19 protein-coding genes and 1 other RNA gene are annotated in these 17,990 nt (G+C 44.8%); 7 read left to right on the top strand and 13 right to left on the bottom strand.

The window, feature by feature from the left end; translation table 11 throughout:
* Positions 1-10: 10 nt before the first annotated feature.
* The 5 genes from H2O73_RS07885 to rsmI form a co-directional block, all read right to left on the bottom strand.
* A complete protein-coding gene (locus H2O73_RS07885) occupies positions 11-1,735 on the bottom strand; it encodes a penicillin-binding transpeptidase domain-containing protein (protein ID WP_182108298.1) in 1,725 nt (574 codons plus the stop codon).
* A complete protein-coding gene (gene ftsL, locus H2O73_RS07880; protein ID WP_438696044.1) occupies positions 1,732-2,049 on the bottom strand; it encodes a cell division protein FtsL in 318 nt (105 codons plus the stop codon). The genes H2O73_RS07885 and ftsL overlap by 4 nt, the downstream gene beginning before the upstream one ends.
* Positions 2,050-2,055: 6 nt before the next feature.
* Complete coding sequence (gene rsmH, locus H2O73_RS07875; RefSeq protein WP_182108296.1) at positions 2,056-3,006, bottom strand: 16S rRNA (cytosine(1402)-N(4))-methyltransferase RsmH; 951 nt, start codon at positions 3,004-3,006, stop codon at positions 2,056-2,058.
* A gap of 471 nt (positions 3,007-3,477) precedes the next feature.
* Positions 3,478-3,859, bottom strand: an RNA gene (gene rnpB, locus H2O73_RS07870) — RNase P RNA component class A.
* A gap of 96 nt (positions 3,860-3,955) precedes the next feature.
* Positions 3,956-4,819, bottom strand: coding sequence for a 16S rRNA (cytidine(1402)-2'-O)-methyltransferase (gene rsmI / locus H2O73_RS07865; protein WP_182108295.1), 864 nt, complete (start codon positions 4,817-4,819; stop codon positions 3,956-3,958).
* 64 nt (positions 4,820-4,883) lie between these two features.
* On the opposite strand from rsmI, the gene H2O73_RS07860 reads away from it, so the two are divergent.
* From H2O73_RS07860 to H2O73_RS07845, 4 genes are read left to right on the top strand one after another with little or no spacing between them, the layout of a single operon-like run.
* Complete coding sequence (locus tag H2O73_RS07860) at positions 4,884-6,707, top strand: penicillin-binding protein activator (protein WP_182108294.1); 1,824 nt, start codon at positions 4,884-4,886, stop codon at positions 6,705-6,707.
* Positions 6,682-7,050: a YraN family protein gene (locus H2O73_RS07855; RefSeq protein WP_182108293.1), complete on the top strand. Its 369-nt coding sequence runs from the start codon at positions 6,682-6,684 to the stop codon at positions 7,048-7,050. The genes H2O73_RS07860 and H2O73_RS07855 overlap by 26 nt, the downstream gene beginning before the upstream one ends.
* Before the next feature lie 3 nt (positions 7,051-7,053).
* Positions 7,054-7,644 (top strand): phosphoheptose isomerase, encoded by a 591-nt coding sequence (locus H2O73_RS07850; RefSeq protein WP_182108292.1) that lies wholly within the window; start codon positions 7,054-7,056, stop codon positions 7,642-7,644.
* A 4-nt stretch (positions 7,645-7,648) separates the two neighbouring features.
* Positions 7,649-8,218, top strand: a complete 570-nt coding sequence (locus H2O73_RS07845; protein WP_182108291.1) for a BON domain-containing protein — start codon at positions 7,649-7,651, stop codon at positions 8,216-8,218.
* A gap of 76 nt (positions 8,219-8,294) precedes the next feature.
* On the opposite strand, the gene sspB is transcribed toward H2O73_RS07845, so the two are convergent.
* From sspB to zapE, 8 genes are all read right to left on the bottom strand, one after another.
* Positions 8,295-8,780 (bottom strand): ClpXP protease specificity-enhancing factor, encoded by a 486-nt coding sequence (gene sspB, locus H2O73_RS07840; protein ID WP_182108290.1) that lies wholly within the window; start codon positions 8,778-8,780, stop codon positions 8,295-8,297.
* A complete protein-coding gene (gene sspA / locus H2O73_RS07835; protein WP_182108289.1) occupies positions 8,780-9,415 on the bottom strand; it encodes a stringent starvation protein SspA in 636 nt (211 codons plus the stop codon). The genes sspB and sspA overlap by 1 nt, the downstream gene beginning before the upstream one ends.
* 98 nt (positions 9,416-9,513) lie before the next feature.
* A complete protein-coding gene (locus tag H2O73_RS07830; protein ID WP_182108288.1) occupies positions 9,514-10,251 on the bottom strand; it encodes a cytochrome c1 in 738 nt (245 codons plus the stop codon).
* Complete coding sequence (locus tag H2O73_RS07825; RefSeq protein WP_182108287.1) at positions 10,248-11,513, bottom strand: cytochrome b; 1,266 nt, start codon at positions 11,511-11,513, stop codon at positions 10,248-10,250. The genes H2O73_RS07830 and H2O73_RS07825 overlap by 4 nt, the downstream gene beginning before the upstream one ends.
* Positions 11,513-12,106 (bottom strand): ubiquinol-cytochrome c reductase iron-sulfur subunit, encoded by a 594-nt coding sequence (gene petA / locus H2O73_RS07820; protein ID WP_182108286.1) that lies wholly within the window; start codon positions 12,104-12,106, stop codon positions 11,513-11,515. Before petA ends, H2O73_RS07825 begins: the two co-directional genes overlap by 1 nt.
* A 323-nt stretch (positions 12,107-12,429) precedes the next feature.
* Positions 12,430-12,822 (bottom strand): 30S ribosomal protein S9, encoded by a 393-nt coding sequence (rpsI, locus tag H2O73_RS07815; RefSeq protein ID WP_005594049.1) that lies wholly within the window; start codon positions 12,820-12,822, stop codon positions 12,430-12,432.
* 14 nt (positions 12,823-12,836) lie between these two features.
* Positions 12,837-13,265: a 50S ribosomal protein L13 gene (gene rplM, locus H2O73_RS07810; RefSeq protein WP_182108285.1), complete on the bottom strand. Its 429-nt coding sequence runs from the start codon at positions 13,263-13,265 to the stop codon at positions 12,837-12,839.
* Positions 13,266-13,512: 247 nt separating this feature from the next.
* Entirely contained in the window at positions 13,513-14,616 is a 1,104-nt protein-coding gene (zapE, locus tag H2O73_RS07805) for a cell division protein ZapE (RefSeq protein ID WP_182108395.1), read from the bottom strand.
* A gap of 192 nt (positions 14,617-14,808) precedes the next feature.
* Between zapE and zapG the strand changes: the two genes are divergently transcribed.
* The 3 genes from zapG (at position 14,809) to degS (ending at position 17,961) form a co-directional block, all read left to right on the top strand.
* Complete coding sequence (zapG, locus tag H2O73_RS07800) at positions 14,809-15,252, top strand: Z-ring associated protein ZapG (RefSeq protein ID WP_182108284.1); 444 nt, start codon at positions 14,809-14,811, stop codon at positions 15,250-15,252.
* Between the two features lie 166 nt (positions 15,253-15,418).
* Entirely contained in the window at positions 15,419-16,786 is a 1,368-nt protein-coding gene (locus H2O73_RS07795; protein ID WP_182108283.1) for a DegQ family serine endoprotease, read from the top strand.
* Between the two features lie 110 nt (positions 16,787-16,896).
* On the top strand, positions 16,897-17,961 hold the full coding sequence (gene degS, locus H2O73_RS07790) for an outer membrane-stress sensor serine endopeptidase DegS (RefSeq protein WP_182108282.1): 1,065 nt from the start codon (positions 16,897-16,899) through the stop codon (positions 17,959-17,961).
* Positions 17,962-17,990: the final 29 nt, after the last annotated feature.

Below are 17,990 nucleotides of genomic sequence, written 5' to 3'. Positions count from 1 at the left end.
CACTCTATTTCTACTTAAATTTGTTTTCATCAGGAGCAATGTTCAGAATTTGCAATGTTCCTTTCATGATCTCTGCAAATACAGGACCCGCTACAGAACCACCGTAGTAGTTGTCACCTTGCGGCTCATTGACAATCACCACCAAAGCCACTCGAGGGTCGCTCGCTGGCGCCACCCCAGCAGTATAGGCAAAGTACTCATCGCCATAACCACCGGCAATCGCTTTTCGTGATGTCCCTGTTTTTGCCGCAACGCGATAACCTGGAACGGCTGCTTTTGTCGCAGTACCGCCTGGCTGGGTTACTGTTTCGAGCATTGCCAGCACCATGCGGGCGTATTTCTCGTCAATCACCTGACGAGAGAAATCCTGTTGATTGTTTTCAATAATATGAACTGGCTGATACTCACCATAGTTACCCAAGGTGGCATACGCATGCGCCAATTGTAATGGGGTAATCGTTAAGCCATAACCGAATGAAAGCGTCGCAATTTCAAACTGTGACCAGCGGCGGCGATTAGGGAAAATACCTTCGGTCTCCCCGACTAAGTTCAAGCCAGAACGTTGACCAAAGCCAACGGAACTATACATACCAAGCAAGGCTTCCAGCGGCATCTGCAATGCCAATTTGGTCACACCGATGTTACTCGATTTTTTCAAAATCGTGGTTAAATCCGCTTTACCTACCTTAGAGGTATCTCGAACACGGCTGCCGCCAATTTGCATGATGCCATTACCGGTGTCGATAACCGTATTCTCATCCGCCACACCATTTTCTAAGGCTGCAAGCACCACAAAAGGCTTAATGGTTGAGCCTGGTTCAAATGCATCGGTAATGACGCGGTTACGCATTTTCGCTGATTGTAGATCGTCACGATTGTTGGGGTTATAAGATGGCGCATTCACCATTGCCAATACCGCCCCCGTTTTTACATCTAGCACCACGGCAGAACCTGACGTTGCACGGTAGTCGGCAACGGCTTGTTTTATCGCGCGGTAAGCAATAGATTGAACTCGCTGGTCAATGGTGAGCGTTAACGGTTTGCCCTCTTCTCGCTCTTCTAGGGCGATATTTTCAACCACTTTTCCGTAGCGATCTTTACGTATAATGCGTTTACCTGCTTCGCCGGTAAGCCATTTATCGTAGCTTCTTTCAACCCCTTCTAAACCATGACCATCAATACCCGTCACACCCACTAAGTGCGCACTAACCTCTCCGGCCGGATAGTAACGACGTGATTCAGGCTTAAGACCAACACCCGCCAATTTCAGCTCGCGAATGTAATTCGCCATCGCAGGGCTAACCTGACGCTGCAAGTAAATAAAGCGACGAGACTTATTGTTATTAATTTTGTCTAGCATCTGTTGACGATCTAAGCCCAGAACGTCTGCTAGCGCATGCCAACGATCGACATCACCTAAACCTTCTTTTTTGAAAATGGTGACGGGATCAGCCCAGACAGCTTCCACTGGTACACTCACCGCCAGTGGCTCACCACTACGATCAGAGATAATACCGCGCGCTGAATAGAGGGTTTTAGCACGAATAGAGCGCATATCACCTTGCTTGATCAGGTTGTCTGGCTCAACAATTTGGATATAACCAATTCTCGCTACTAACGCGGCAAAAATAAGAAAAACGAAGAAAATGACGAGATAAAAGCGCCAACGAATCAATTGCGGCGGCTCGGTAGTTGCGGGTTTGGCTACTGGTTTGACTTTTTTTTCAGAACTCATGGTAAATCAATCACCACTTCTTTATCAGAATCAGGGCGCTTCATTTCTAACTCTTGTTTTGCCACCGCTTGTACTCGGCTATGCTCAGCCAGCGCCGTTTCTTCCAACAGTAGGTTGCGCCACTCATCATCAAGACGTTCCCGTTCCACTAAGGCTTGATCTTTGTCTGTGATAGCTGAACGAGTAAGGTGGGTAGTAAAAACCACAGCCATTGCACTGGCAAAAATCAGCAGCAACATCCCCAAAGGAACGCGTCCTATGGTAATCAAGTCGAGTCCAATCAATTTTGCAAGGTTGGGTGTGGTTTTGTTCATCATTGACTATAGTTTTTCTGCAATGCGCAACACTGAGCTACGAGAGCGCGTGTTCACTTCCACTTCGTCTTGGCTTGGCTTAATGGCTTTACCGATCGCTTTTAGGTTGGCACTGCCCATCGCTTTGATTTGCGCTTCAGTCAAAGGAATACCATGTGGCACTTCAGGACCTTTGCTTTCTTTGCGAATAAAACGCTTCACCATGCGATCTTCCAACGAATGGAAACTGATCACTGATAAACGACCTTCAGGAGCGAGAATGCTTGCAGCACCTTTTAATGCCGTATCAATCTCTTCCAATTCGCTGTTGATATAAATACGAAACGCTTGAAATGAACGTGTGGCTGGATGCTTTTTCTCTTTGAAGCTTTTTGGCGCCGCATCAGAGATCAATTTTGCTAGTTGACCTGTGCGGGTCAATGGTTCATTTTCTTCGTTTTCACGGTAAGCAACAATGGCTTTGGCGATACGGCGAGCGTGTTTGTCTTCACCAAACTCACGAATAACCCAAGTGATGTCATCCAAATCCGCTTCCATTAACCATTGCGACACAGAGATGCCTGAAGTTGGATCCATACGCATATCGAGCGGACCATCTTTCATAAAGCTAAAGCCGCGCTCTGCATCATCAAGTTGCGGTGAAGAAACACCTAGGTCGAATAGAACGCCATCAACTTGACCAACTAAACCGTGCTGTTCAGCATATGTCGCAATACCTGAAAACGGACCATGGACAATAGTAAAGCGAGGGTCATTAATTTTCTTTGCTTCTTCAATGGCTTGAGGATCGCGGTCAATACTAAAAAGGCGACCATTCTCACCCAGCTTAGATAAGATTGTACGGCTGTGACCGCCGCGACCAAATGTGCCATCGATGTAGGTACCATCAGGTTTGATCGCCAATCCATCGATTGATTCATTTAGTAATACAGATATGTGTTTAAAAGCTTCTGTCATAGTTATCTCATCTAGCTAGCGTATGGATACGCGCTCACTCTCAGTGTACTTATTTCACCACGTAGCGCCACCTTACAAAAGGCGGCATCACGTGATATTGCGCTAAGTTTATTGCTTACGAAATAATTTTCGTCAATATAAAGCAAAAAACCCATTATAACGAAAGCGTCACAATGGGTCTCGAAAAGGTGTTGCTGCACAATAAACCAATATTCAGCCCGTTTATTGACAACATTCAGAAAAAACGCCCAACAGTAAGACTCGAGCATTTCTTCTATCAGTATGAACAAACCACCACCGTTCAAGTGCGAAGGAGGTTACCATACCTCGCCTGTATGGGTAAATGTTCGCTTTAGCTAATCTCCAACAATGGTCATTGAGACACTAGATGAAGCAGCAAAACGGCGCTAGTTTTTTTGCTTCAGGATCACAAAGGCCTCACATAAATGCGAGGCCTTGTGAATCCAAAAGGATGAGAGCCGACACATAAGCCGGGTTCTGTTCCGCTTGCGCGGCGGTAGCCATTCGTCTAGGCCAGCAATCGCTCACTGGCTCGAGCAACCTACCCGCCTCCTTACGCGAGCAACGCAATGTGGAGGCCTATTTGGTCTTGCTCCGGGTGGAGTTTACCTTGCAACGAACTGTTGCCAGTCGTCCGGTGCGCTCTTACCGCACCCTTTCACCCTTACCTGATCCCTTGCGGGCCATCGGCGGTCTTCTCTCTGCTGCACTTGTCGTAGGCTTGCGCCCCCCAGGCGTTACCTGGCACCCTGCTCTATGGAGCCCGGACTTTCCTCCCCTTTGTCAGTCTCCCTAAGGACATCAACAAAGCAGCGACTACCCAGTCAGCTCCGGAGCGGATTGTATAGAGTTCTCCCAACAGTGTCTAGGAAGATCACACAATCTGCTGTAATTGATATTCAACCGCTCAATTTACCAACAACTTAGATTAATCTAAGTTCTCTAAGCCCCACTTATAAAGTGCATTTTTCTTCAAGTTATAAATTTCTGCGGTTAGAGCTGCCGCTTTTTTCAATGGTAGTTCTTTGCTCATGATTGCTAAAGAACGCGTGGCTTCATCAGGTAATGAATCGTCTGCAACTTCACGATGACCATGAACCAGCAATACCATTTCACCACGCTGTTGGTTATCATCAGACTTAACCCACTCAACCAATTCACCTAACGGTAACCCTTGAAAAGTTTCAAATGTCTTGGTTAATTCGCGGGCAAGTACCACTTCACGCTCAGGACCAAGAATGTCGAGCATATCGTCTAAAGAGTCTAAAATACGATGAGGTGACTCATAAAAGATACAAGTACGCTCTACTTTGGCAATTTCTAACAACTTATCTTTTCTTGCCTTGCTCTTTGGTGGTAAAAAGCCTTCAAAGCTAAAACGGTCCGACGGCAGACCTGCTGCACTTAGAGCAGTAATGACGGCACAAGCACCAGGTAACGGAACAACTTTGACTCCAGCTTGACGACATTGTGAAACGAGATGGTATCCTGGATCACTAATCAGTGGAGTACCAGCATCTGATACCAATGCAATAGATTGACCTGACAATAATTTTTCAACCAAAAACTGGGCTTTTTGCTGCTCATTATGATCATGCAATGGAAAGGTTTTGGTCGAAATATTAAAGTGAGCTAAAAGCTTACCAGTATGACGAGTATCTTCCGCAGCAATGAGATCGACACTTTTTAGAACGTCAATGGCACGCAGGGTAATATCACCTAAATTGCCAATTGGTGTTGGAACAATAAAGAGAGTTGGGATCTGTGCAGGTAAGGTTTTGTTATCTGTCATTTGTTTAGCATCACTTCAACGATTAATATAGACATAATCTTATACGGAATTTAACGAAGAACTCATGGCCATAAATAACCACAAGCGACTAAGTGTACCACGCTTACTGACTCCTGTAGCCCTCGCGGTCGTTTTAGCAGCGTGTTCATCTACCTCATCGACGTCAAAATCTGTCGATATCACGCTCGATCCGACTCAGTCTGTGACCAATTACCTAATGCGAGCAGACAGCAGTGAAGGCAGCCTACAAAGTGATTGGTTGATCATGGCGTTAAAAGCCGCCGTTGAAGCAAATGACATGAATCAGGCGGAACGACTAATTACTCGCCTTTCTCGTCAACCACTGACTGACATACAACAGGCAGAGTGGCAATTAGCCCGTGCAAGCCTACTGTATAATAATCAGCAATTTGACCAAGCTAGCGAATTACTGAACTTTCGCCCTACTTGGCGTTTAGCCAACGAACAGTGGAAAGACTACCACCAGTTACGTGCTGATATTTTTGCAAAACAGCAAAACTACTTTGCTGCTGCACGCGAGTTATCTCAGCTATCTGAGTTTGAAGATAAATCTCAGCAAGCTTTTCTTGCTCAGGCTATTTGGGAAAACTTATCTCAATACCCTGAAGCGGAAATCACTCAATTTACCACCACAGCCAACGAAGCTGAGTTTGATGGTTGGTTACAGTTAGCTATCTACCAAGCCACATTAGCCAACAACATTCCGCAACTAAAAAACACTTTAGAGCAGTGGCTGACGGAAAACCCGTCTCACCCTGCGGCGCTTTACACTCCACAATCGATCCAAGATATCTTAGCGCTTGAGATCACTAAACCGGTGAATACCGCACTATTGCTGCCTTTATCTGGCAAGTTTGCCAAGCAGGCACAATTGATCCGCGATGGCTTTATCTTGCAGATGATGAACGATAAAGAGCGCGATCCTAACGCGACCTTGACGGTTATCGATACCAACATCACCGATCCTGCAGGTTTGCAACAGACATTTATTGAAAAGAATATCGACTTTGTTGTTGGTCCATTAATCAAAAATAACATCGTCAATTTGCAACAAGCGCAAACTTATACGGGCAGTCCTTTGCCGATGCTAGCGCTGAATATTCCTGATGAGATTCAACCAGGCACTAATATCTGTTACCTCGCTCTTTCTCCAGAGCAAGAGGTTGCCCAAGCAGCGAAACACTTATTCAAAGAAGGCTACCGCTATCCATTGATTCTTGCCCCACAAGGCAAGTTAGGTCAGCGCGTAGCAGAAGCCTTTGAACAAGAATGGAAAAAATACAGCAGTAATAAAGTGGCAGTAAATCTGTTTACGGATAAACGTCAGCTGCAACGCAATATCAACTCTGCATTTGGTCTGCAAGATAGCCAGCAGCACATCGCGCAGATGGAATCGCTACTTGGTATTCCATTAGAGAGCCAACCGCGTAGCCGACGTGATGTTGATGCGGTCTATATTGTCGCTGGCAGCAGTGAACTCACACTGATCAAGCCGTTTATTGAGGTGGCAATTAACCCGGATACCAACCCACCGAAATTGTTCTCAAATTCGCGCAGCAATAGTGGTCGTCAGCAATACGAAGACCTTACCGGTGTGATGTACAGTGATATCCCACTGCTGATTCAACCAAACTCTGCGATTGAAGCGCAAATGACACAGATGTGGCCAAAAGGCTCAAATGCAGAAAAACGCCTGCAAGCACTTGGGATGGACGCTTATCTACTCATGGAGCAACTGCCACAAATGAAAGTAATTCATGGTGCGACAGTATCTGGTAATACGGGTGTACTCAGCATTGATGATCATTGTGTTGTACAACGAGAGATCAGCTGGGCTGAACATGGCACTGCTGAGCAAACTCAGTAAAGGGCTTTTTTTTGAGTCCCAAGCAGAAAAATATCTTGCTGCTTGCGGACTCAAACTAATTGGGCGAAACTTTCGCACCAAAGGTGGCGAGATCGATCTCATCATGCGTGACAAAGAGTCGATCATCTTTGTCGAAGTGCGCTACCGACAGAATAAACAATATGGACACGCTGCCGAAACGATTACTTTTAGCAAACAAAAACGTATAGTAAAAGCAGCCAATATCTGGCTACTAAAGCAAGGCTTGTCTATTCACTCAACTGATATTCGTTTCGACGTTATTGCTATTCACCAAAATGGCGAACAAGTCGAATGGATAAAAAACGCTATTACACAAGGATAACTGATGCTCGAAAGCATTAAAGAGAGCTTCACTGAAAGCATTCAAATCCAAATCGCTGCTGCAGAAGCGTTACCTGATGCGATAACACACGCAGCGCAAGCGATGGTTTCTAGCTTACTCAACGGTAATAAAATCCTATGTTGTGGTAACGGTGGCTCCTCATCCAATGCGCAGCAGTATGTTTCCTGCTTGCTTAACCGTTTCGAAACAGAACGCCCAAGCCTACCAGCGATGGCGCTGACCTCGGATAATACCACCCTGACAGCGGTCGCAAATGACTACCACTACGAGCAAATTTTTTCCAAGCAAGTACGTGCCTTTGGTCAGCCTGGTGATATTTTATTGGCCATTTCAACCAGTGGTAACAGCAAAAACATCATTAAAGCGATGGAGGCTGCCGTTACTCGCGATATGACTATTATTGCCTTAACCGGTAAAGACGGTGGTGAAATGGCTGGACTACTGGGTGAGCATGATGTCGAAATTCGTATTCCATCTCACAGAACGGCAAGAATTCACGAAGTACACATGGTGACGTTACACTGCTTATGTGATTTGATAGATCAGGTTCTATTCCCAGCACACGAAGAGTAACCCAATGAAATTTGTTAAAGCCCTATTTGTTAGCCTTATTCTGCTTTCTACTACCGGATGTGCAGGCTTGTTCGTCGCTGGTGCAGCAACCACTGTCAATATCGTCACTGATACACGCACAACCAAAGAGATTTGGAATGACAGTAACATCGAATTTGAAGTTGCCGGTCTAACAAACAAAGCACCTTATAAAGGTCATGTACGCATCACAGCAAGCTCTTACAAGGGAATTGTGGTGTTAATGGGGCAATCCAGTACCGAACAATTGCTGAATGAGTTCGAGCAGCAAGCTCGTCAGGTTTCCGGAGTCACACAAATTCATAACCAAGTGCGCATCAAGCAACCACTATCTCTCGGTGAGATCAGCCATGACAGCTGGATTACCACTAAGGTTAAATCAGCTTTAGTTACCGACGATGATCTTAGCGCTATCAAAATCAAAGTCATTACCGAAGATGGTGAGGTGTTTTTGCTTGGCTACGTATCTCGCCAGCATGCTGACCAAGCCGCAGAAATCACACGTAATATTTCAGGCGTGAAGCAAGTTATCAAAGCATTTCAATACGGCGATTAATCCATAAATCACCGGCAACAAAAAAGCAGCGTTTTCACGCTGCTTTTTTTAATCTCGTTTAGCAAATCACATATCGTTATTTAACTACGCGAAGGCTTGGACGCCCTTTAGGTCTTGGTGGCTCATCATCAGGAAAGGATGACTCTTCAACAGTCTCTTCCGCCAAAGATAAACCAGCACTTTCCTCAACTTCTTCAATAAAGCCCTCATCAGACTCATCAAAAGAGCCCATGTATGCCTCTTCTTCATCAAACATAGTACCAGCACCATTTTCACGGGCATAGATTGCTTGAACAGCATATAGAGGAACAATAACAGTATGAGGTCGACCACTAAAACGAGCACTAAAAGTAACTTCGTCATCGCCCAGTTGTAGATTACCAACCGCACGAGGAGCCACATTAAGAATGATTTGTCCGTCTTGAACAAATTCTTGTGGTACTCGTACACCTGGTAATGTTGCAGCAACAACCAGGTGAGGCGTCAAATCATTATCCACCAGCCACTCATAAAATGCGCGCAGCAAATATGGTCGGCGTGGTGTCATGTTTGATATATCCATTAGCGCATTAAACGCATTTCGCGTTCAGCTTCTGTCAAAGAAGCTAAGAATGAATCACGCTCGAATACACGGTTCATGTAAATTTTAAGCTCTTTAGAACCTGGACCTACTAGTTCGATACCAAGTTGCGGTAAACGCCATAGTAGCGGAGCTAGGTAGCAGTCAATTAGGCTGAACTCTTCGCTCATAAAGTATTCAAACTCAGCAAAAACAGGACCAAGAGTAAGTAAATCGTTACGTAGTTTGTTACGTGCAGCATCTGACTCTTCAGCTGTACCGTTAACCACTTTCTCTGCTAGTGAGTACCAGTTCTTTTCAATACGGTAGATCATTAGACGACTGTTACCACGAGCAACTGGGTAAACAGGCATTAGAGGTGGATGAGGGAATCGCTCGTCTAGGTACTCCATGATGATTTTTGAATCATATAGAGCAAGCTCACGGTCAACTAGCGTTGGAACAGTTTTGTACGGGTTTAACTCAATCAATTCCGCAGGCAAGTTTGCTTCATCAACTAGCTCAACCTCAACGCTTACGCCCTTTTCAGCGAGCACGATTCGTACCTGATGGCTATACATATCAGATGCACTTGAAAACAGAGTCATTACGGAACGTTTATTGGCAGCTACAGCCATGGAGCCCTCCAGCATACTTACAGAAATAAAAAACAATGGAGGCTAAGCCTCCATTGTAAACAGTTGAATATGGTTTTTAGCACGCCATGATAGCACAATTAATGCACATCACGCCAATACTCTTTCTTAAGCAGCACAACCACGATAGTAAGGATGACCAAGAAGCCCATCACCCACCAACCTAAGCTGTGGCGTTCTAGCTTCACAGGGTCACCAGAATACTCAAGGAAATTAACCAAATCACGCACTGCTTGGTCATATTCTTCCGAGTTTAGTTCACCTGAACCGTTAGTCTCCGTGGCAACAACCACTTGTTTCTCGTTGCCATCCACTATTTGGGTTTCAAAAACAGCCGTAGGAATACCCTGCAACTCTTCAAGAACATGCGGCATACCCACACTTGGGAACACAACATTGTTTACGCCAAACGGTCTTGCTGGATCTTCATAGAAAGAACGTAAATACGTGTATAGCCAATCGGTACCACGAACACGTGCGACCAATGTTAAGTCAGGAGCCGGACCACCAAACCATTTTGCAGCGGATTGATCAGGAATAGCGTTTTCCATCAAATCACCCACTTTCGCGCTTGGGTCAAAGATTAAGCTCTCTTTCATCAGCTCCACTGGGATACCAATGTCACGCGCAACACGCTCATAACGTTGGTATTGAGCAGAGTGACAACCGAAACAGTAGTTCATGAATAACTTAGCACCATTTTGCAGTGATGCCTGATCGGTTAAATCATTATTGGCTTTATCTAAAGGTACGTTTGCTCCTGCTGCCATCGCCAAAGATGGCAACATTGCAAATAAAACTAAAATCCACTTTTTCATTTGAATGTCACCCTCTCTGGTAATGGTTTCGTCGCCTCATTCTTGCTGTAGAAGAACAGCAATACGAAGAACATGAAGTAACCTAAGCTAAAGATTTGCGCTAATAGCGTATATAGAGATGTCGCTGGAAGCGCACCCAGAATACCTAACGCAACAAAGCAGATGGTGAATTGAATGATATTAAATAAGTGGAACTTACTACGGTAGCGGTAAGAACGAACTTTACAACGGTCTAGCCATGGCAGAACGAAAAGCACCGCAATCGACGCACCCATAGCAATAACACCAAGCAACTTGTCAGGAACAGCACGCAAAATTGCATAGAATGGCGTGAAGTACCAAACAGGCGCAATGTGCTCTGGTGTTTTAAGTGGGTTTGCCGCTTCAAAGTTTGGTGGCTCAAGGAAATAGCCGCCCATCTCTGGGTTAAAGAACAGTACGTAACAGAATAAGAATAAGAAGCCTGCGACACCAACCAAGTCTTTCACCGTACCGTATGGGTGGAACGGGATAGAATCAATAACGTCATACTTCTTCGTATAGTAGTCATGGAACTTAAATTGCGTTTGGTAATCGTCACCCATGCTACCTTTAGGCAGTTTGGTTTCAATACCATCAGGGTTATTTGAACCCACTTCATGCAGCGCCAATACGTGCAGCACGATAAGCAGTAGTAACACAATTGGTAGCGCAATAACGTGTAGAGCAAAGAAGCGGTTTAGCGTTGCGCCAGAAATAACGTAATCACCACGAATCCATAGTGTTAAGTCATCACCAATAACCGGAATCGCACCAAATAGTGAAATGATTACCTGAGCACCCCAGTAAGACATTTGCCCCCAAGGTAATAGGTAACCCATGAATGCTTCAGCCATCAACACGAGGAAGATCAGCATCCCAAATAGCCACAGTAGTTCACGCGGCTTTTGATAAGAACCGTAGATTAATCCACGGAACATATGCAGATAAATCACCACGAAAAATGCAGAAGCACCAGTTGAGTGCATATAACGCAACAACCAACCATACTCCACATCACGCATGATGTATTCAACAGAGGCAAACGCACCTTCTCCAGAAGGCACGTAGTTCATCGTCAGCCAAATACCGGTAAGTATTTGGTTAACCAGCACCAACATTGCAAGCGAGCCGAACAAATACCAAAAGTTGAAGTTCTTTGGCATCGGATACTCAGAAAGATGCTTCTTGTACGCATTCATTGCAGGTAAGCGTTTTTCTACCCAATCAAGTAGAGCTTGCATTATGCCTCCCCTTCTTCATCAACACCGATCATGATCTTGGCGTCACTTAAGTACATATGCTTAGGCACAACCAAGTTTAGTGGCGCTGGAACACCTTGAAAAACGCGTCCAGCCATGTCGAATTTAGAGCCGTGGCACGGGCAGAAGAACCCAGATTTAACACCTTGAACCTGTTCATTAAAACTGTCAGGCAAATAAGTTGGTGAACAGCCAAGGTGAGTACAGATACCAACGGCAACAAAGTACTCAGGTTTAATCGAACGGTAGGCATTCTGTGCGTATACAGGTTGCTGTTCCGCTCCAGACTCAGGGTCACGAAGTTGTCCATCAAGTTCTTTTAATGTATCAACGACGGTTTGTGCGCGACGGACAACCCATACAGGTTTGCCTCGCCACTCCACTCGCACCATTTGCCCTTCTTCCAGCTTGCTGATATCAACTTCAACTGGGGCTCCTGCTGCTTTTGCTTTCTCACTTGGGTTCCAAGATTTTATAAAAGGCACGGCAACCGCTGCAGCTCCTAAACCACCAACAACAGCTGTTGTTGCAGTTAAGAAGCGTCTACGACCGTTATTTAAAGGCGCATTGCTCATCCAAACATTCTCCCATTTGCTCCCTATGGATTGTTGTTATTCCCTACCAAAGAGCATGGCTAACAAATTGAGTTTTGTTGTATTTATTTGATGGCAAATGATAATTAAAACCTTACTTTTTAACAAGGTAAAGCTACTTATTTGTAACATTTATGGATACAAACGCTAAAGTCGTCACAAAAGCAGAACATTGATAAAAAGAGTATTTTGAAGTTAAGAGAGATAAAGAGAATTATTATGCGCAGAAAAACAAAAAGCCTGGCATAAGCCAGGCTTTTGAAACCACGTCCAGTATAACTGGAAGCGAAATCTTTGAAAAAAGATTAACGCTTAGAGAACTGTGGTTTACGACGTGCTTTACGTAGACCAACTTTCTTACGTTCAACGCAACGAGCGTCACGAGTAACGTAACCAGCTGCACGTAGAGCAGGACGGAAAGACTCATCGTATTCCATCAGAGCGCGTGTGATACCGTGACGGATCGCACCAGCTTGACCAGAAATACCGCCACCTTTAACAGTAACGTATAGGTCTAGTTTCTCAGTTAGTTCAACTAGCTCAAGAGGCTGTTTAACAACCATGCGAGAAGTTGGACGACCGAAGTATTCATCAAGGCTACGCTTGTTGATTACGATGTTGCCAGTACCCGGTTTGATAAAAACACGTGCAGCTGAGCTTTTGCGACGGCCAGTGCCGTAGTATTGATTCTCTGCCATTTCGAAATCCCCGATTAGATGTCTAGTACTTGTGGTTGTTGAGCAACATGGTTGTGCTCAGCACCAGCGTAAACTTTAAGCTTACGGTACATAGCACGGCCTAGAGGACCACGTGGCAACATACCTTTAACAGCAAGTTCAAGAACCATCTCTGGTTTACGATCGATCAACTTTTCAAAAGTGATTGATTTAAGACCACCAGGGAACTCAGAGTGACGGTAATACACTTTACCTTTAGCCTTGTTACCAGTTACAGTAACTTTCTCAGCGTTGATAACGATGATGTAATCACCAGTGTCAACGTGAGGAGTGTATTCAGCTTTGTGTTTGCCACGTAGGCGAGATGCAATTTCACTTGCTAGACGGCCAAGAGTTTTACCTTCAGCGTCTACAACATACCAGTCGCGTTTTACAGTTTCTGGTTTAGCAACGAAAGTTTTCATGCTAATAATAACCCGTTAAATTAAGATTAAACTTTACAGGAGTACCCATTGTACTCCCACACTGTCTAAGAGCCCAGTCATCACCCCTTCGAGCGGTTGGCACTCTCGACCATAATTTCGAATCGCTTCGATATTAGGTCTGCAGTAACGGTGGGTCGCAGGATTATAGAGAAGTGAGCTGAAAAAATCATCTCTTTTTTTTAATTAAAATCCCACTTTTTAAATCTATTGATTGATTAATTCCCTTCTACGCCAAATGCTCAAGGGCTAAATAGTCATGACTTTGCATCTCAGTTAAGCGCGATATACAACGTTTAAACTCAAACTCAAGCTGACCATTAGTATAAAGTGCCTCAAGAGCCACTTCCGATGAGATAATCAACTTTACATTCCGCTCATAGAACTCATCCACTAAGGCAATAAAACGACGCGCTGCATCGTCTATTGTTCTATCCATTTGGATAACCTCAGAAAGCAAAACGGTATGATAGATACGTGAAAGCTCTATATAGTCATTTTGGCTGCGTGCAGTTTGACACAGTTGCTCAAACGTTGCGTGCAGAACGCCATCAGATGCTTTTTCCACCTTTAATTGACGATGGTTTATTTCAATTTGCGTATGCAGCGCTTTGCCTTCTCCAACCAGTTGTTGGTAATAGCGCTGCATGTTGTCTTGGGCAGCTTGGTCTAGTGGATAATGGTAAATCTCGGCTTGCTCTAACGTTCGTAATCGATAATCAATGCCGCTATCGACATTCATCACCAAGCAATTCTCTTCTATTAATTTAATTGCTGGTAAGAAACGTGCTCGCTGTAGACCATTACGGTAAAGATCATGCGGCGGAATGTTTGACGTTGCGACAAGAATGACGCCTCGTTGAAACAGCGCTTGGAATAAAGTCCCCAAAATCATCGCATCGGTAATATCCGAGACAAAAAATTCATCAAAGCAGATAATCTCTGCTTCTTGCTTAAATTTATCAGCGACGATATCCAACGGATCGCTTTCATCCCCCATCGCATTTAGCTCATCATGAACTCGCAGCATAAAACGATGAAAGTGAACGCGCATTTTCTTATTAGTTGGAAGTGCATCAAAAAAAGTATCCATTAAATATGTTTTGCCACGCCCAACTCCGCCCCAAAAATAGAGACCTTTAGGTGCTTGAGGCTGTACTTCTTTTTTGCCAAACCAACTCTTCCACCTAGGTTGTACATCGATGGGGGTTTGTAGGTAATCAATATATTGATGATAGAGGGTATCGAGGGCTTCGACGGCTTGTAGCTGAGCATCATCTTGCTGAAAGTCATGCAGCTCAATATCCGCTCGGTATTTTTGTAATGGTGTCATAACTAGACCTTTCATTGACCACTGTGCCTAGATATCCAATCACTCTGCTCTATAATAGTTTTTGCGCAGTTTCGCTGGATAGGGTCACACGCATTTTTCTTTATTGGTTTAATTTCTCATAGTACCATGTCATTAGAGCATGTGTAACCACTTGGTAAACAACATGTAAAAACAAAATAATAAGGAGCAATTATGCCTTGGATTTATGCCCTTGTAGGTCTGCTTGCTGGCGCAGTGATTGGATTCATTATTTCTCGCCTTACAGCACCTAATTACAAAAAACAAAAAAACATCTACAAAGACTTAGAAACCGCTAAGTTCCAACTTGAGCAGCAAAAACAAGAACTAACGGATCACTTTGCGCAGAGTGCAGAAATGCTCGATTCACTGGGTAAAGAATACACCAAGCTTTATCAACATATGGCTAAGACCTCTTCTGAGCTGCTACCAAACATGCCTGAGCAAGACAATCCATTCGCACAAAAGGTCGCAGAGCACAACACCGCGCAACACGCTGATGATTCTTTAGAAGATGCACCAAAGGATTACGCGTCAGGTGCGACTGGTCTACTGCGAGAAGAGAAAAAAGAGTACCTTGATTCTCCTGGCGACGTTTCGGAGAAAAAAGCGTCGTAAACGAATAAAACATCTTTGTTGTGAACTAAGTCTTTTTTTTCGAGTCATATCTCCCATAAGTAACTGCTGTCCTACTATTTTTCATATCAATAGTAGGACAGTGATGAGCGAGCCTACCTGTAGCGTATGCCGCTCATAGCGTTTTTCACTTTATAGGAGTTATTCGATGAAAAAACCTTTGCTTGCCTTAACCGCCCTATCTTTAAGCTTAAGTTCTATCATCACGCCTCTGCCAGTACTTGCAGCCATGCCAGTATCCGTGGGTGGAGAACAATTACCTAGCCTTGCACCTATGTTAGAAAAGGTGACTCCAGCGGTCGTCAGTATTGATGTGGAAGGCACCCAAGTTTCACGCCAGCGTATCCCTGAGCAGTTTCGTTTTTTCTTTGGTCCAGACTTCCCAGCCGAGCAACTTCAAGAGCGTCCTTTTAGAGGGCTTGGTTCTGGTGTTGTTGTCGACGCCGATAAGGGACACATTGTGACCAACTATCATGTCATTAAGGGCGCAGAAAAAATTCGCGTCAAACTGCATGACGGGCGTGAATATGACGCAGAGTTAATTGGCGGTGATGAAATGTCAGACATTGCACTGCTGAAACTCGAAGAAGCAAAAAACCTAACTCAAATCGTCTTAGCTGATTCCGATAAATTGCGCGTGGGTGATTTCACCGTCGCGATAGGCAATCCGTTCGGACTTGGGCAAACCGTCACTTCTGGTATTGTATCGGCGCTCGGTCGTAGCGGTTTAAACATCGAAAACTTTGAAAACTTCATTCAAACTGATGCAGCGATCAACAGCGGTAACTCCGGCGGTGCGTTGGTCAACTTAAACGGTGAGTTGATTGGTATCAATACGGCTATTTTAGGACCAAATGGTGGCAACGTTGGGATCGGCTTCGCCATCCCCGCCAATATGATGAAGAACCTAACGGAACAGATCCTCGAATTTGGTGAAGTAAAACGCGGTATGCTCGGCGTCCAAGGTGGTGAAGTGACTTCAGAACTCGCGGAAGCACTCGGCTATGAATCCAGTAAAGGCGCATTTGTTAGCCAAGTGATGCCTGACAGTGCCGCTGAAAAAGCCGGGTTAGAAGCGGGAGATATTATCGTTTCGGTGAATGGTAAGTCCATCAGCTCTTTCCATGAGTTACGCGCAAAAATCGGTACGCTTGGCGCCGGTAAAGAGATCGAGTTAGGTGTGCTGCGTGATGGCAAAGAAAAAAGTTTCGATGTCATACTGGGTGAACAAACCAATGTGAAGACCACCGCAGATAAACTCCATGATGGCTTAGCGGGTGCGGAACTCACCAATACTAACGCCAACGAAAAAGTCCAGGGTGTTAGAGTCTCTTCTGTCGAAAAAGGCTCGGCTGCCGAAGGCTACCAACTGCAGAAAGGTGACATCATTATTGGTGTAAATCGTCAGCGAGTGAAAAATCTTGCGGAGTTTAGAGCCGTTGTCGAAAATTACTCGGGTGTTCTTGCGCTTAACATCCAGCGCGGCGAACGTACCCTCTACCTAGTTGTCCGTTAATTAACCAAAACGCGATATGGATTAAAAAGGACAGCGGAGATGTTCGCTGTCCTTTTTATATAATGCTATCCTTCTGATTTTATTCTATCTGTGAATTGTTTGAGGAAGATATGCTCAATTTTATTTTGCGCTCAGTTGGGCTCGGTCTGGCGACTGCAGCACTGCTATTACTAGCAGTTCCGTCACTGCGCACAAACCTACTTCCAGAAAACATTACTAAACCGATTAGCGATTTAACCTCTCTACAGCTTTCTTTCAACGAAGCCGTTCGTAAAGCCGCCCCTGCGGTTGTTAACATATACAGTCGTAAGTACACCGAAGAAGATCGCTCTAAGCTGCTAACCCAAGGCTTGGGTTCCGGCGTTATTGTCAGCGAAAAAGGCTACATTATTACCAACTACCACGTCGTTGCTCAGGCTGACCAAATCATTGTTGCCTTGCAAGATGGTCGTGTCGCAGCGGCTCAACTGGTGGGTAAAGATCGTCGCACTGATATCGCCATTTTACGTGTTGAAGGGTCTAACTTGCCCGTCATCCCACTCAACCAAGATTACAAAGCCAAAGTTGGTGATGTGGTACTCGCGATAGGCAACCCTTATAACCTCGGACAAACCACTACATTTGGTATCATTTCTGCCACTGGTCGCTCTTCAATTAGTGCTGATGGTCGACAGGCTTTCATCCAAACGGATGCCGCCATCAACGAAGGCAACTCTGGCGGTGCATTGGTCAATACTCAAGGTGAATTAGTCGGTATCAATACCGCTTCTTTCCAGCAAGCCACTGATCTTGAAACCTATGGTATCTCTTTTGCGATTCCTTACTCACTTGCCGATCTGATCATGGAAAAAATCATTGCTGATGGACGAGTTATTCGCGGCTACATTGGCGTTGATGGACAAGATATTACCTCGGTTACTGCTAGGTTATTAGGCAATGAGCATCTAGGTGGTATTGTCGTTCTAGGTGTAGATCCAAATGGTCCTGCTGCAGAGGCTGGGTTCCAAGTTCAAGATATCATTTTGAAGATTGACGGGCAGAAAATTAATGGTCGACACAGTGTGATGGAGATTGTGACGGAACTGCGTCCGGGCACTAAAGTGGATGTTCTGGTGCTTCGTAAAGGTGAAGAGTTAAACCTACCAGTAACCATTGCTGAAGATACTCGCGAGTAACATAGATACCTCCTTGGTTGCATCAATCT

The sequence above is a fragment of the Vibrio marinisediminis genome (assembly GCF_014050145.1).
Classification (GTDB): Bacteria; Pseudomonadota; Gammaproteobacteria; order Enterobacterales; family Vibrionaceae; genus Vibrio; species Vibrio marinisediminis.
Note: the sequence above shows the minus strand (reverse complement) of the source record. Positions and strands in the feature narration are given on the sequence as shown.